Origin of the sequence: Streptomyces lothianensis (assembly GCF_047779955.1) — a bacterium.
Classification (GTDB): domain Bacteria; phylum Actinomycetota; class Actinomycetes; order Streptomycetales; family Streptomycetaceae; genus Streptomyces.
The window spans coordinates 1-14,361 of record NZ_JBLMKT010000045.1 but is presented as its reverse complement, the minus strand read 5'-3'; the positions used below and the strand labels follow the sequence as shown (position 1 = coordinate 14,361).

Here is a 14,361-nt window from a genome sequence, read left to right as displayed (position 1 = left end):
CCCCCTGGACCCGAGCTCGGGGTTGCCCCCTGAACCCCGCCCGAACCCGAATGTCCGACCACCCCAGTAGCCTCGACACGTGCCCGCAAGACTCACCCACCCCGACCAGCTCAAGGAGCTGCTCGGGATCCCGTTCACCCCGGAGCAGACGGCCTGCATCACCGCACCGCCCGCCCCGCAGGTGATCGTGGCCGGAGCCGGCTCCGGGAAGACCACGGTGATGGCGGCCCGTGTGGTCTGGCTGGTGGGCACCGGCCAGGTCGCGCCCGAGCAGGTCCTCGGCCTCACCTTCACCAACAAGGCGGCCGGCGAACTCGCCGAACGCGTCCGCACCGCCCTGGTCAAGGCCGGCATCACCGACCCGGAGGCCCCCGAGAACCTGGAGAACCCCCCGGGCGAGCCCGTCATCTCCACGTACCACGCCTTCGCGGGCCGCCTCCTCACCGACCACGGCCTGCGCATCGGCATCGAGCCCACCGTCCGCCTCCTCGCCGACGCCACCCGCTTCCAGCTCGCCGCGAAGGTGCTGCGCGAGGCCCCCGGCCCCTACCCCTCGCTGACCCGCTCCTTCGCGGACCTCGTCAGCGACCTGCTGGCCCTCGACGCGGAGCTCGCCGAACACCTCGTACGCCCCGAAGAGCTCCAGGCCTACGACCGTGACCTTCTCCACACCCTGGAGGGCACCAGCCTCAGCAACGACACCCTGCGCAAGGTCCCCGAGGCAGCCGCCGCCCGCCGCGAGCTCGCCGATCTCGTGCTGCGCTACCGCGAGGCCAAGCGCGCCAGGGACGTCCTCGACTTCGGCGACCAGATCGCCCTGTCCGCGCGCCTCGCCGACACCCGGCCCGAGGTCGGTGCGATCCTGCGGGACGAGTTCCGGGTCGTGCTGCTCGACGAGTACCAGGACACCAGCGTGGCCCAGCGGATCCTGCTCTCCGGCCTGTTCGGCGCGGGCACCGGCCACCCCGTGACCGCGGTCGGCGACCCCTGCCAGGCGATCTACGGCTGGCGCGGCGCCTCCGTCGCCAACCTCGACGACTTCCCCGAGCACTTCGCCCACGCCGACGGCCGCCCCGCGAGCCGCTTCGCCCTCAGCGAGAACCGCCGCAGCGGAGGCCGCCTCCTCGACCTCGCCAACACCCTCGCCGAACCCCTGCGCGAGCTGCACGAAGGCGTCGAGGCGCTGCGGCCCGCACCCGGCGCGGAGCGCGACGGCACGGTGCGGATCGCGCTGACCGCCACCCACCGCGAGGAACTCGAATGGCTCGCGGACTCGATCGCCCACCTCGTCCGCACCGGCCGGGAACCGAAGGACATCGCCGTCCTGTGCCGCACGGCAGGCGACTTCGCGGAGATCCAGGGAGCGCTTGTCGCCCGCGACATCCCTGTCGAGGTCGTCGGCCTCTCCGGACTCCTGCACCTGCCCGAGGTCGCCGACCTCGTCGCCGTCTGCGAAGTCCTCCAGGACCCGGGCGCCAACGCCTCCCTCGTGCGGCTGCTCACCGGCCCGCGCTGGCGGATCGGCCCGCGCGACCTGGCGCTGCTCGGGCGGCGCGCACGGCTGCTCGTGCACCACCCGGCGGACCCCGAGGACCCGGACGCGCGGCTCGCCGCCGCCGTCGAGGGCACGGACCCCGCCGAGGTGATCTCGCTCGCCGACGCACTCGACACGTTCCTGGAGCCCGCCGAATCCGAAACGGCCGACGCGGGGCTGCCGTTCTCCCCGGACGCCCGCGTCCGCTTCGCCCGCCTCGCCACCGAGCTGCGCGAACTGCGCCGCTCGCTCGCCGACCCGCTCATGGACGTACTGCACCGCGTCCTCGCCGTCACCGGCCTCGACGTCGAACTCTCCGCCTCACCCCACGCCCTCGCCGCCCGCCGCCGCGAGACGCTCGCCAACTTCCTCGACACAGCGGCCTCCTTCGCCGCCGCCGAGCCCTCCGCCTCGCTGCTCGCCTTCCTCGGCTTCCTGCGCACCGCCGCGCAGTACGAGAAGGGCCTCGACAACGCGCTGCCCGGCGGTGAGAACACGGTCAAGGTGCTCACCGCACACAAGTCCAAGGGCCTCGAATGGGACGTCGTGGCCGTCCCCGGCCTCGTCACCGGCACCTTCCCCTCCGGGCAGGGCCGCGAGAAGTGGACGGCGCAGGCCAAGGTCCTGCCGCACGCCCTGCGCGGCGACGCGGCGACCCTGCCGGAAGTCGGCGGCTGGGACAGCCGCGGCCTCAAGGCCTTCCACGAGGACATGAAGGAACACCAGCGCACCGAGGAACTCCGCCTCGGCTACGTCACCTTCACCCGCCCCCGCTCCCTGCTCCTCGGCTCCGGACACTGGTGGGGCCCCACCCAGAAACGCAGGCGCGGCCCCTCCGACTTCCTCACCGCGCTCCACGAGCACTGCGCGGCGGGCCACGGCGAGATCGAGGCCTGGGCACAGGCACCGGCGGACGATGCCGAGAACCCCGCCCTGGCCGAGGCCTCGGCCGAACACGCCTGGCCCCTGCCCCTCGACGACGAGGCCCTGTCCCGCCGCCGCAAGGCCGCGGCGACGGTCCTCGCCCACCTGGACGCGCTGCGCGCGGCGGGCGACAGCGAGGTGCCCGTGGACGCGCCGGCATCCGGCCCCGTCCCCGGCGACGAGGCCCACGAGACCGCCTACGACCCGGAGTGGCCCCCGGAACCCCCGGACGACGCCTTCGACCCGGAGTGGGCCCCGGAACCCCCGGACGAGGCCTTCGACCCCGCCGAACCGTCGTACTTCGACCCCGCCGAACCGCCGTACGAGGAAGCGGACCTGCCCCCCGACGCCTGGGAGAACCTGCCGCACCAGCGACCGGTGGCGGACCCGGGGGAGCAGCCCCCGGGTTCCGCGGAGCCGCACACGACGACCGACCCGCAGCGGCCCGCCACCGACCCGCAGCCGGACGTCCCCCACGCCCGAACCGCACACACGGGCCCTGCGGGCCCCGCTCGCCATACCGCCCACACGAGTCACACGAGTCATACGACTCACACCAGCCACAGTGGTCACACCCCGGAGGAACTGCGCACCATCGCCTCCTGGGACCGGGACCTCGACGCGCTCGCCGCCGAGCTGCAGCGGGCGCGGCAGGTGGTGCGGGACGTGGAGCTGCCCGGTTCGCTGAGCGCCTCGCAGGTGCTGCGGCTGTCCTCCGACCCCGACGGGCTCGCCCGGGAGCTGGCCCGTCCGATGCCACGGCCCCCGGCACCGGCGGCCCGACGAGGCACCCGCTTCCACGCCTGGGTCGAGTCCCGCTTCGAGGCCCTCGAACTCCCCTTCCTCGACCCGGACGAACTGCCCGGCGCCGACGCCGAGATCGCCGACGAGCACGACCTCGCCGCCCTCAAGGACGCCTTCGAACACACGGCATACGCCCACCGCACCCCGTACGCGATCGAGGCGCCCTTCCAGCTGGGCCTCGCGGGCCGGGTGATCCGCGGCCGGATCGACGCGGTGTACCGCACGGAGACGGCCGAGGGCATCACGTACGAGATCGTCGACTGGAAGACGGGCCACGGCGCCGCCGCCGACCCGCTTCAGCTGGCGATCTACCGCCTGGCGTGGGCCGAACAGCAGAACGTCCCGCTGGAGACGGTCTCGGCGGCGTTCGTCTTCGTACGAACGGGAAAGGTCACCACCCCGGAGCGGCTGCCGAGCCGCGCCGACCTGGAACGCCTTCTGGGCACGGACCCGCGGCCGGGGGAAGGCTGACGAACGGACGAACGGTCCTGCTCAGCCGGCCTCGAACCCCACCGACCCGTCCGGCAGGACCGCCTCGACGTGGGCGCCGTGCTCCACCGTGCGGCTCACCGTGCAGAACCGCTCGTGGGTGAGCCGCACGGCCCGGGCGAAGACCTCGGCGGCCTTGCCGCCGTTGGCTTCGGCGGGGATGTCGAGTTCGTAGCTGACCCGGATCCTCCCGATCCGTCCGTCGTCCTCGGGCGCGGAGAGCGAGTCCACGACGATCCTCAGGTCATCGTGCTCGACCGCACGCCCGGTGCGGTCGACGACCATGCCCCCGCACCCGCCCATCGCCGCGAGCAGCAGCTCGACCGGCGTGAAACACGGCTGCGCCGCCTCGTCGTCGGCGGGCCCGATCCGGACCTCGGCCCCCCGCTCGTTACGGGCCAGCCAGGTGCGATACCCGGTACGAACGGTCTCGACGCGATAGTCAGCCATACGGCCAGCCTAGGGCGTGTTCTGAAACACGCCCCAGGCCCGGCTTGCGGGCGGGGCGCCCGTCGGACGGCTCGGTGGGCGGGGTGCAGGGGGCGGAGCCCCCGCCGTGGGGCGTGGGGCGTCAGCCTCGGGTCGGCAGGGGCTTGCCGTACCAGAGTTCGACCAGGCGCGCGGCGATCGAGATCCCGTACGGCGGGATGACCTCGCCGGACTCGAACGCGGCCCGCAGTTCGTCCCGCGAGAACCAGCGGGCCTCCTCGATCTCCTCCCCGTCCACAGTGATCTCCGGCGACGTGGCCCGCGCCATGAAGCCGAGCATCAGCGAGGACGGGAACGGCCACGGCTGCGAGGCCACGTACTCGACCTCGCCGACCGTGACCCCGGCCTCCTCGAAGACCTCTCGCCGCACCGACTGCTCGATGGACTCCCCGGGTTCGACGAACCCGGCGAGCGTGGAGAAGCGCCCCTCGGGCCAGTGCACCTGCCGCCCGAGCAGCAGCCGGTCCGCCTCATCCGTGACCGCCATGATCACCGCGGGGTCGGTCCGCGGATAGTGCTCGGCCCCGCAGGCCGGGCAGCGCCGGATGTGCCCGGCCGCGGCGATCTGCGTCCGCTCGGCGCAGCGCGAGCAGAAGCGGTGCATGCGCTGCCAGTTCTCCAGGGCGACCGCGTGCACCATCAGGCTCGCGTCCCGCGCCGAGAGCAGCAGCCCGGCCTCGCGAAGACCGGCCGCCCGCGCGGACTGGTCCATGCGCCCGGGCAGGGTGTCCTTCTGCAGCGCGAAGTAACTCACCCCGTCCTCGTCGGTGCCGAGGAAGTACCGGTGCGTCTCGGTGGCCGGCGCCTCGAACGCCGGGGTCATCACGAGCTCGGTGCCGCCGTCCGCGGTGTCGTCGATCAGCGCCTGCCCGCCGGAGACCACGAACACCCGCGTCGTGGGGTGGCTCCAGGCCGCGGCCAGCCAGGCCTCGTCGAGGCGGTGGTGGGCCGCGCGGTCGATCCCGCCCGGCGCGGTGAGCGCGATGGGCAGGTCAGCGGTGCGGTCGGTCCAGGTGGTCACAGGAACTTCCAACTCCCCCGATGGAAAGGGCACTCATGGAATGGGCACTCAGGGCGGCGGCGGTGCGGCGACAACCGGGCTGTTCACTCCCGTAGGAGTCGCGCCCGTACGGGCCGTTCCCGTACGGGCCGTTCCCGTACGGAAGCCACTCCTGTACGGAAGCCACTCCCGTATGAGATCGCTTCCGTACGAGCGAACCGCGCGTCACGTCCCGAGCGAGGCGGCAAGATCGGTCCAGAGGTACGCGGTGGTCTCCACACCCTTCATCAGCAGGTCGAGCTCGACCTTCTCGTTGGGCGCGTGCCAGCCGTCCGACGGCACGGAGATGCCCAGGAACAACACGGGCGACCCAAGGACGTCCTGGAGGTCGGCCGCCGGTCCCGAACCGCCCTCGCGGGTGTAGCGGACCGGCTGCCCGAAGGCACGCCCCATGGCCCGCGTGACCGACTGCAGCGCTGGGTGGTCGAGCGGCGTGAGGCAGGGACGGGTCGCGCCGCTGAAGCTGAGCGTGTGCCGGATCCCGGCGGGCACCTGCGCCTCGACCCACTGGCTGACGGCAGCCTCGATCCGCGCCGGGTTCTGGCCGGCGACGATCCGGAAGGAGAGCTTCAGGAAGGCGGAGGACGGAATGACCGTCTTGCCACCGGGGCCCTGGTAGCCGCCGCCGATCCCGTTGACCTCGGCGGTCGGACGGGCCCAGATCCGCTCCAACGTGGAGTAGCCCGCCTCGCCCCGGGTGGCGTACGACTTGGCGGTCCGCAGCCACTCCTGCTCGTCGAAGGGCAGCTCGGCGAAGAGTTCCCGCTCCCGCTCGGTCAGCTCGACGATCCCGTCGTAGAACCCGGGGACGGCCACCTTGCCGTCCGACTCGTGCAGCGCGGCGACGATACGGCCCGCGACGGTCGCCGGATTCGGCACGGCGCCGCCGAAGGAACCGGAGTGGATGTCCTGGTCGGGCCCGCTCAGCGACAGCTCGCATTCGACGAGGCCCCGCATCCCCGTGCACACCGTGGGCGTCGTCTCGGACCACATCCCGGTGTCCGAGACGATCACGGCATCCGCGGCGAGCCGCTCGCGGTGCTGCTCGACGAGGGTGCGGAAGTTCGGGGAGCCGGACTCCTCCTCGCCCTCGACGAGGAGCTTGAGGTGCACGGCGGGGGAGGTGCGGCCAGTGCTCGCGAGGTGCGCGCGCAGGCCCAGGGTGTGGAAGAACACCTGGCCCTTGTCGTCCGCGGCACCCCGGGCGTACAGGCGGTCGCCCTTGATCACGGGCTCGAACGGTTCGGTCTCCCAGCCGTCCTCGCGGGCCGCGGGCTGGACGTCGTGGTGGCCGTAGACCAGGACGGTCGGAGCCTCGGGGTCCTCGCTCGGCCAGTCGGCGAAGACCGCGGGGGCGCCCGCCGTCTCCCACACCTCGGTGGTGGGGAAACCGGTCTCCTTGAGCTTCGCGGCGAGCCATTCGGCGCTGCGGCGTACATCGTCGGCGTGCTCGGGCTGGGCCGAGACGGAGGGGATGCGCAGCCAGTCGGCGAGTTCGTCGAGGAAGGCGGCGCGGTGCCGGGTGATGTACTCGCGGACTTCACGTACTGCGCTGACGGCGTTGTCGGCGGGGTGGCTCATACGCCGAGCCTATCGGGGTGCGCGGCGGCGGCTCACGGCAGAGGGGGTCCCGCCTAAGCGGGACCCCCTCGCCGCGCAGCCGCCGCAGCCGGTGCGGTCAGGCCGCGCCCAGCGCCTGCTTCACCTGGGCGAGGCTCGGGTTCGTCATGACGACCTCGGGCCCGCCGGCGGGCACCACCTGGACGGTCGGAACCGTCTGGTTGCCCCCGTTCGCCTTCTCCACGAACGCCGCGGACTCCGGGTCGTGCTCGATGTTGATCTCGTTGTACGCGATGCCCTCGCGGTCCAGCTGCTTCTTCAGCCGCTGGCAGTATCCGCACCACGTGGTGCTGTACATCGTCACAGTGCCCGGCATGTCTCTCGCGCTCCTTAAGCCGTCCAGGTGCGTGCTCGCACCTGGAGGGAACGTACGGGAAACGGCGGCCATTCCCGCAACCCGCCCCCGGCCGCCCCCGAACCCAAACGCCCCGCCGCCCCGAACCCAAACGCCCCGCCGCCCCGAACTCATACGACCAATGGGCACCCCCTGTGGACAACCGGCGCGCCCACCTCCGCGGACCTGGCAGCATGGCGGGGTGACAGCTGCAACGCCCTCCCCGCTGTTCCCGGACGTCCCGGGAAGCGCAGACGCCGTGCTCGACGGGCTCGACCCCGAGCAGCGCGCGGTCGCCACCGCCCTGCACGGGCCGGTGTGCGTCCTCGCGGGCGCAGGCACGGGCAAGACGCGCGCCATCACCCACCGCATCGCCTACGGAGTGCGGGCCGGGATCCTGCAGCCGGCCAGCGTGCTCGCCGTCACCTTCACCAACCGTGCGGCGGGCGAGATGCGCGGCCGCCTCCGACAGCTCGGCGCGAGCGGGGTGCAGGCGCGCACCTTCCACTCCGCCGCCCTGCGCCAGCTGCAGTACTTCTGGCCGAAGGCCGTCGGCGGCGCCCTGCCCCGGATCGTCGAACGCAAGGCCCAGCTCGTCTCGGAGGCCGCCGCGCGCTGCCGGATCCGCCTCGACCGCGGCGAGCTGCGCGATGTCACCGGCGAGATCGAATGGTGCAAGGTCACCCAGACCGTCGCCGAGGACTATCCGGCGGCCGTCGTGAAGGCGGGCCGCGAGGCCCCGCGCGACCCGGCCGAGGTCGCCCGCATCTATACGCATTACGAGCAGCTCAAGCAGGAGCGCGCAGTCATCGACTTCGAGGACGTGCTCCTTCTCACGGTGGCGATCCTGCAGGACCGCTACGACATCGCCGAACAGGTCCGCTCGCAGTACCAGCACTTCGTCGTGGACGAGTACCAGGACGTCAGCCCGCTCCAGCAGCGCCTGCTCGACCTGTGGCTCGGCGAGCGCGACAGCCTGTGCGTGGTCGGCGACGCCAGCCAGACGATCTACTCGTTCACGGGTGCGACCCCGGATCACCTCCTCAACTTCCGTACGCGCCATCCGCAGGCCACCGTCGTCAAGCTGATTCGCGACTACCGCTCCACCCCCCAGGTCGTTCACCTCGCCAACGGACTGCTCGCATCCGCGAAGGGCCGCGCCGCCGAACACCGCCTCGAACTCGTCTCCCAGCGGGACCCGGGGCCCGAGCCGGTCTACGCGGAGTACGGCGACGAGCCCGTCCAGGCCGAGCACACCGCCCGCAGGATCCGCAGACTGCTCGACGAGGGCGTCCCGGCGAGCGAGATCGCCGTCCTGTTCCGCACCAACGGGCAGTCCGAGCTGTACGAGCAGGCGCTCGCCGATGCCTCCATCCCCTACCAGCTGCGCGGCGCCGAGCGCTTCTTCGAACGCCAGGAGGTACGCGAGGCAGGCGCCGCCCTGCGCGGAGCGGCCCGCTTCGGCGCCAACGACGCCCTGCTCGACGACGCCGTCGACCTGCCCTCGCAGGTGCGGGCCGTCCTGTCCACGAAGGGCTGGACCAGCCAGGCACCCGCCGGATCGGGCGCCGTCCGTGACCGCTGGGAATCGCTGGCCGCCCTCGTCCGCCTCGCCGAGGACTTCGCCGCGGCCAAGCCGCAGGCAACCCTCGCCGACCTGGTGGCCGAGCTCGACGAACGCGCCGCCGCCCAGCACGCCCCCACCGTCCAGGGCGTCACCCTCGCCTCCCTGCACGCCGCGAAGGGCCTGGAGTGGGACGCCGTCTTCCTGGTCGGCCTCACCGAGGGCATGCTCCCCATCGCGTACGCCACCACCGACGAACAGGTCGAGGAGGAGCGCCGTCTCCTGTACGTGGGCGTCACCCGCGCCCGCAAGCACCTCTCCCTTTCCTGGGCGCTGGCCCGCTCGCCGGGCGGCCGGGCGAACCGCCGGCCGAGCAGCTTCCTCGACGGGCTGCGGCCCGGCTCCGGAGGCGGCGCGCCGCGCCGCAGCGGGGGAGCGGGCGGCTCCTTCGTCGAACGCGCCGCCCGCGGCCCGGCCCGCAAACCACGCGGCCCCGTCCACTGCCGGGTCTGCCGGCGCACCCTCACCGACGCCGGTGAACTGAAGCTGATGCGCTGCGAGGACTGCCCCTCCGACATGGACGAGGGGCTCTACGAGCGGCTCCGCGACTGGCGCGCGGACGCCGCCCGTGACATCGGCCAGCCCGCGTACTGCGTCTTCACGGACAAGACGCTCATAGCGATCGCGGAGAACATTCCGGACGATGCGCAGGAGCTCGCGCGCATCCCCGGGGTCGGCCGAAGAAAACTTGACCGCTACGGCGCCGATGTTCTCGCCATTTGTGCAGGTGAGGAGCCTGCGACGGGAGCCGGAGAGGCGGATGACGGTGGCTGAGAAAAAATCGTCGAAAAAATAGTTTGCGCAGGCCCGAGGAAGAGCCATAGGTTCTTCAAGCACGGAGACGAGAGCTACGGGATCTTCCTGAAGCCCTCCCTTCCGTGTTGTACTTGAAGACCTTGCACATGAGCCGAACGCCTGTGGCAGCACAGCGCGACCGGCCCCGAGACGCCGAGAGGAGGCGAGTCCAGTGATCAGCATCATCAACCGCACCAACCTGACCGACGTTGACCGCTCGGTCGTCGCCACCTGCCCGCTCGGTATCTCGGCTCAGGGCACCGGTCTGTCCGGCGTTCGCGCCGGTCATCTGGCCGCCCCCGCCCCCATCGCCTCCGTGGATTCCGTCTCGCTGCTCGCCAGTGAGCGTCTCCTCGGCGGCAATGAGCGACCGACCAAGGCACTGGAAGCAGCAGTAGTGGCACAGGCGAAGGCCTATGCCTTTACGGCAGCGGCCGGTGCCGGATCCCGGAAGCAGACGACGCAGCACATGTGGGCCTACCGCGGGCTCGAACCCTGGAGTGATCCAGTCTGATCCACGATCGGACCGGCGCCTTCAGGGCCGCGGAACCCCACCCGGGATCCGCGGCCCTTTCGTTTGTCCCCGAACAGGACGGACGGAGCCGAAGGGCCATGGAAAAGCAGTACCTGGTACCAGCCGCCACCCGGCCGACCGGCCGGAACGACCAGCCCTCGACCAAGGGAAGACACACACCGTGCCTACCGAAACGCACGCCCCGTCAGTACCGCCTTCAGAGACGTACCCCCCGCCCGGCCTTCAGGAGAACACCTTGACTCCGCCCACCGCCCTCACCGCACTGACCGCGCTCACCGCCCTCGATGACGCCATCGAGAACCTCGGCGCTCCCGTCCCCTGCCGCTCCTTCGACCCGGAGGTCTTCTTCGCCGAGTCGCCGGCGGACGTCGAGTACGCCAAGTCCCTCTGCCGCACCTGCCCGCTCGTCGAGGCCTGCCTCGCCGGCGCCAAGGAGCGGCGTGAGCCCTGGGGCGTCTGGGGTGGCGAGCTGTTCGTGCAGGGCGTCGTCGTCGCCCGGAAGCGGCCCCGTGGCCGCCCGCGCAAGAACCCGGTCGTCGCATGAACACCGCAGGAACCATCGACCGCCCTCAGACGCACGACCCCATGAAGCAGGCCCCCATGTCCCTTCGAATCCAGGCACCGTCCGAGCCGAACGGCTCCGCAGCCTCCACTGACTTCTCCCACACCGGTGTGAACGACTCACGCCAGAACAGGACCCGCGAAATGCAACTCCAACCCGAAGCCCTGGCCCGTGCGCACATGCACGAGCGACTGCGCGAGGCCGACTCCGAGCGCGAGGCCTTCCGCCTCATCTCGGCGCGTCGGATGCAGCGCCGCGCGGAGCGCGCCTCGCTCCGTGCGCGCCGCGCCCTCGCGATGGCGGTCATGCACTGACCGCCACGTCCGGCCGCCGGGCCGAATGACCCTTCCGTGAACCGCGGGGGCCGCCCTGAACCGGGCGGCCCCCGCGGCGCGTTGCACCAGGTGTCAGGTGTTCCCCCGTGCGGGGACCGGCGCACCGCCTCGGGTGCGGCGCGGCGCACTGACCGGGTGCGGCGTTCCCCCGGGTGCCGTGCGTTGCGCTCGGCGTCGGTACGGATACGGGTTATCGTCGCGCTGTGGACCAAGACCCGCAGGAAGCCGAAGCGGCGAACGGCGGCGAGCGGCTCGTATGCGCCCGCTGCGGCAGGAGCGCCGAGGCGCCCCGGCCGACCTGGACCTGCTCCGTGGAGAACGGCCGCCGCCACTACTTCTGCGAGGCATGCTCACGCGAACATCTGCGCTCCATCGAAGGACGCTTGGACTCGTCCTGGTGGTGAACGTGCGGCCCGCGCCCCTCAGAAGCCGTTGTCAGACCCCGCTTCTCAGGCCTCCTGCCGCGCCACCCGGATCGTCCCGGTGAGCCCGCTCCTTGTAGCCCTCTTCCTCGTACCCGTCTCCCTCGTACCCGTCTTCCTCGTACAGCTCGTCCTCCGGTACGAACCCAGGCAGCCAGCCCTCGAGTTCATCCCGCATCCGCACCGTCGCCCCCAGCTGGCACAGCACGCCGATGGTGCTCAGCGTGACCCGGTGGATCAGGAGGTACGCCGGCGGCAGATTCAGCTGCTTGCCCAACTGGTAGGCGGGGGAGCGGGGATCACCGATCCGGGTGGCCTGATTGCGCATCCAGCCGCGCGAGAACCCGTACGACTCGGCGAGCGCGGGCTCGATGATCGGCAGGAGATAGTCGAGCACCGCATCCGGATCGAGCTCGATGTCCTCCTTGACGAAACCCTCCTCACAGAGCATGCGGTAGACGTCCTCGGCCTGCCCCTCCAGCGCCATCCGCAGCGCAAGACCGATCGTCTCCGGCAGTCCGCCGGGCAGCCGGTCGACGGTGCCGAAGTCGAGGACGCCCAGCCGCCACGTACCGACATCCGCAGCGTCGTCCGCAGCGTCGTCCGGTCCGTCATCTTCCTGTTCGCCGTACGAATCACCGGGTACGAGACGGAAATTGCCCGGGTGCGGGTCGGCGTGCAGGAGGCCGGTGCGGGCCGGGCCCGAGAAGAGGAAGCGGGTCAGGAGCTGGCCCGCACGGTCGCGCTGCTCCTGGGAACCCTCGGCGATGATCTCCGACAGCGGTATGCCGTCCATCCACTCGGTGATCAGGACCTGCTCGGCCTGGTGCACCACCGCGGGCACCAGCACATCCGGGTCACCGGCGAACGCCTCCGCCATGGTCCGCTGGGCGGCGGCCTCCAGACCGTAGTCGAGCTCCTCGGAGACCCGGTCGCGCAGCTCCGCGATCAGCGGCTTGATGTCCAGGCCCGGGATCAGCGGGCCGAGCAGCCGCGCGAAACGGCTGAGCTGGGCGAGATCCGAGAGCAGTGCCTCGCCCGCCCCCGGGTACTGGACCTTGACCGCCACCTCACGGCCGTCATGCCAGACCGCCCGGTGCACCTGACCGATCGAAGCGGCCGCCGAAGGCTTGTCCTCGAACTCCTCGAACAGCTCCCGCCAGTCCTGTCCGAGCCGCTCCGCGAGCACCTCGTGCACGGTGTGCGTCGGCATCGGGGGAGCGGCTTCCTGCAGCTTGGTCAGCGCCGCGCGGTACGGCCCGGCGATCTCCTCGGGCAGCGCCGACTCGAAGACGGACAGTGCCTGCCCGAACTTCATCGCCCCGCCCTTGAGCTCACCGAGCACCTTGAACAGCTGCTCGGCCGTGCGCTGCTGCAGCTCCTTGCCGACCAGCTCCGCCGACTTGCCGCCGATCCGCTTGCCGAGCCCCCACGCGGAGCGACCGGCGAAGCCGAGCGGCAACGCGGCCAGCTTCGCGGTCCGGGTGACCGCCTTTCGAGGAAGATCAGACATGCGCGCCCCCTTTGATCCGGATACCGGACTGCCGGCCCGGAGACCGGACTGCTGTGCCCTCCCGGGCGGTTGGCCGCCCGCCGCGTCCTGTCACGCGAAGGGCTCCTCGGCCATTGTCCCCTGCGGCGTTCGATCTTTTGAGGCGGTACCGGTCCCCGTGGCAACCGGGTGTTCCGGGCGGGTCCGTACGGCTGGTTCGTGCCCCGCACGGGCAGCCGGGATGCGGGCCGAGGCGCGTGGAGCGCCAGGCGAGACACGCGAGCTCCGCCTCCCAGCGGCGGCCGACGCTCGCCGGGCGGCCCCCGTCCAGGTGGGCGAGCGCGTGACCTGCGGCGAGTCCGGCGACGGCGGCGGCGAGCGTGACCTCCCCGGCGGGCGCGGCGGCCGCCCGCCCGGACCGCCACTGCACGAGCAGCCGTGGCCAGTCCCCGTCCTCCTCGACCCGCCACCGCTCCATACACCCGGCACAGGCGGACTCCCCGGGCCGCACGAGCGGCCCCACGAACCCGGTGGCCTCGACGACCCCCGCATAGAGATGAGGAATCCCGGCATGGGCGAACCCCTCGGCCTCGGCGGGATCGGGCACGTAGGCGGCGAGGCCGTCGCGCGGGGTGAGGACGACGAGGTCGTACGCGGGGGAGAGGCCGCACGGGGACGGGCCTTCGGCCCGCGGGCGGGGGCGCGCGGGCAGCCCGGGCGCGCACTGCCGCGCGAGCCGTCGCGCGGCATCCGCCCTGCGCTCCCCGACCGAACCCGCGGACACCCCGCCGGGCGTGACATCGGCCGGCTCCACGAACCCGCCGTCCACCACATCGACCCGACCCACCCCGGCCGCGGACAACAACGCCGCCGCCTGCGCGCCGACCCGCCCGGCACCGCGCACCTGCACCCGCATCCGCCCCCGCGCGGCAAGCTTCCGGAGCCCGCCGCCGGGCTCCTCCTCGACCAGTGACAGCGCGGCGGCCTCGGGCGCCAGCCGCTCCCCGGCGCCGACCCCGGCACGCAACCGCTCGACGTCCGGATCCCCGGTCCCAGCGGTCGCGTCGTCGAGCAGGCCCTGCGCAGCGAGCCGCGCGAGCAGCTCATCCAGCCGCTCCGCGGACACGCCGCACTCCCGCGCTTCCTTCCGCAACAACTCCAGCCCACGCGTCCCGTCGAACTTCCGCAACAGCCCCGCCACACCGTCACCGACCGGGCCGATGGTCCGGGCGTGGGCGGGCGTGACTCCGAGCTGGAGGGTCTTGAGGTCACGCCAGGCGCGGCGGAGGGTGGGCTTCAGGCGTGGGTGCATGAGGGGCCTTTCCGGGTGGAGGGTGGAGAT

Annotated in this window: 12 protein-coding genes; 6 read left to right on the top strand and 6 right to left on the bottom strand. The window is 72.3% G+C overall.

Annotated elements, in window-relative coordinates:
* The first annotated feature begins 79 nt into the window (after positions 1 to 79).
* On the top strand, positions 80 to 3,733 hold the full coding sequence (locus tag ACLF6P_RS16400; RefSeq protein WP_415951077.1) for a UvrD-helicase domain-containing protein: 3,654 nt from the start codon (positions 80 to 82) through the stop codon (positions 3,731 to 3,733).
* 21 nt (positions 3,734 to 3,754) lie between these two features.
* On the opposite strand, the gene ACLF6P_RS16395 is transcribed toward ACLF6P_RS16400, so the two are convergent.
* From ACLF6P_RS16395 to ACLF6P_RS16380, 4 genes are all read right to left on the bottom strand, one after another.
* Positions 3,755 to 4,201 carry an OsmC family protein gene (locus ACLF6P_RS16395; RefSeq protein WP_415951075.1) on the bottom strand — a complete coding sequence of 149 codons (447 nt, stop codon included), beginning with the start codon at positions 4,199 to 4,201 and terminating at the stop codon, positions 3,755 to 3,757.
* A 121-nt stretch (positions 4,202 to 4,322) separates the two neighbouring features.
* Positions 4,323 to 5,261 carry an NAD(+) diphosphatase gene (gene nudC, locus ACLF6P_RS16390; RefSeq protein ID WP_415951074.1) on the bottom strand — a complete coding sequence of 313 codons (939 nt, stop codon included), beginning with the start codon at positions 5,259 to 5,261 and terminating at the stop codon, positions 4,323 to 4,325.
* A 204-nt stretch (positions 5,262 to 5,465) separates the two neighbouring features.
* Positions 5,466 to 6,881 carry a dipeptidase gene (locus ACLF6P_RS16385; protein ID WP_415951073.1) on the bottom strand — a complete coding sequence of 472 codons (1,416 nt, stop codon included), beginning with the start codon at positions 6,879 to 6,881 and terminating at the stop codon, positions 5,466 to 5,468.
* Between the two features lie 97 nt (positions 6,882 to 6,978).
* Positions 6,979 to 7,236, bottom strand: coding sequence for a mycoredoxin (locus tag ACLF6P_RS16380; RefSeq protein WP_415951071.1), 258 nt, complete (start codon positions 7,234 to 7,236; stop codon positions 6,979 to 6,981).
* 160 nt (positions 7,237 to 7,396) lie between these two features.
* Between ACLF6P_RS16380 and ACLF6P_RS16375 the strand changes: the two genes are divergently transcribed.
* The 5 genes from ACLF6P_RS16375 to ACLF6P_RS16355 all read left to right on the top strand — a co-directional run bounded on the left by ACLF6P_RS16375 (position 7,397) and on the right by ACLF6P_RS16355 (position 11,509).
* A complete protein-coding gene (locus ACLF6P_RS16375) occupies positions 7,397 to 9,652 on the top strand; it encodes an ATP-dependent DNA helicase UvrD2 (RefSeq protein WP_415951070.1) in 2,256 nt (751 codons plus the stop codon).
* A 193-nt stretch (positions 9,653 to 9,845) separates the two neighbouring features.
* Positions 9,846 to 10,187: a hypothetical protein gene (locus ACLF6P_RS16370; protein ID WP_415951069.1), complete on the top strand. Its 342-nt coding sequence runs from the start codon at positions 9,846 to 9,848 to the stop codon at positions 10,185 to 10,187.
* A 181-nt stretch (positions 10,188 to 10,368) separates the two neighbouring features.
* Positions 10,369 to 10,752, top strand: a complete 384-nt coding sequence (locus ACLF6P_RS16365; protein ID WP_415951067.1) for a WhiB family transcriptional regulator — start codon at positions 10,369 to 10,371, stop codon at positions 10,750 to 10,752.
* Positions 10,749 to 11,084: a hypothetical protein gene (locus ACLF6P_RS16360; protein ID WP_415951065.1), complete on the top strand. Its 336-nt coding sequence runs from the start codon at positions 10,749 to 10,751 to the stop codon at positions 11,082 to 11,084. Before ACLF6P_RS16365 ends, ACLF6P_RS16360 begins: the two co-directional genes overlap by 4 nt.
* Positions 11,085 to 11,308: 224 nt before the next feature.
* A complete protein-coding gene (locus ACLF6P_RS16355; RefSeq protein WP_415951064.1) occupies positions 11,309 to 11,509 on the top strand; it encodes a hypothetical protein in 201 nt (66 codons plus the stop codon).
* Positions 11,510 to 11,540: 31 nt separating this feature from the next.
* Here ACLF6P_RS16355 and ACLF6P_RS16350 read toward each other — a convergent pair whose 3' ends face one another.
* Positions 11,541 to 13,040, bottom strand: a complete 1,500-nt coding sequence (locus tag ACLF6P_RS16350; RefSeq protein ID WP_415951063.1) for an ABC1 kinase family protein — start codon at positions 13,038 to 13,040, stop codon at positions 11,541 to 11,543.
* The coding region (locus ACLF6P_RS16345; RefSeq protein ID WP_415951062.1) for a TOMM precursor leader peptide-binding protein at positions 13,033 to 14,361 on the bottom strand (1,329 nt) is incomplete at its 5' end. The genes ACLF6P_RS16345 and ACLF6P_RS16350, both read right to left, overlap by 8 nt.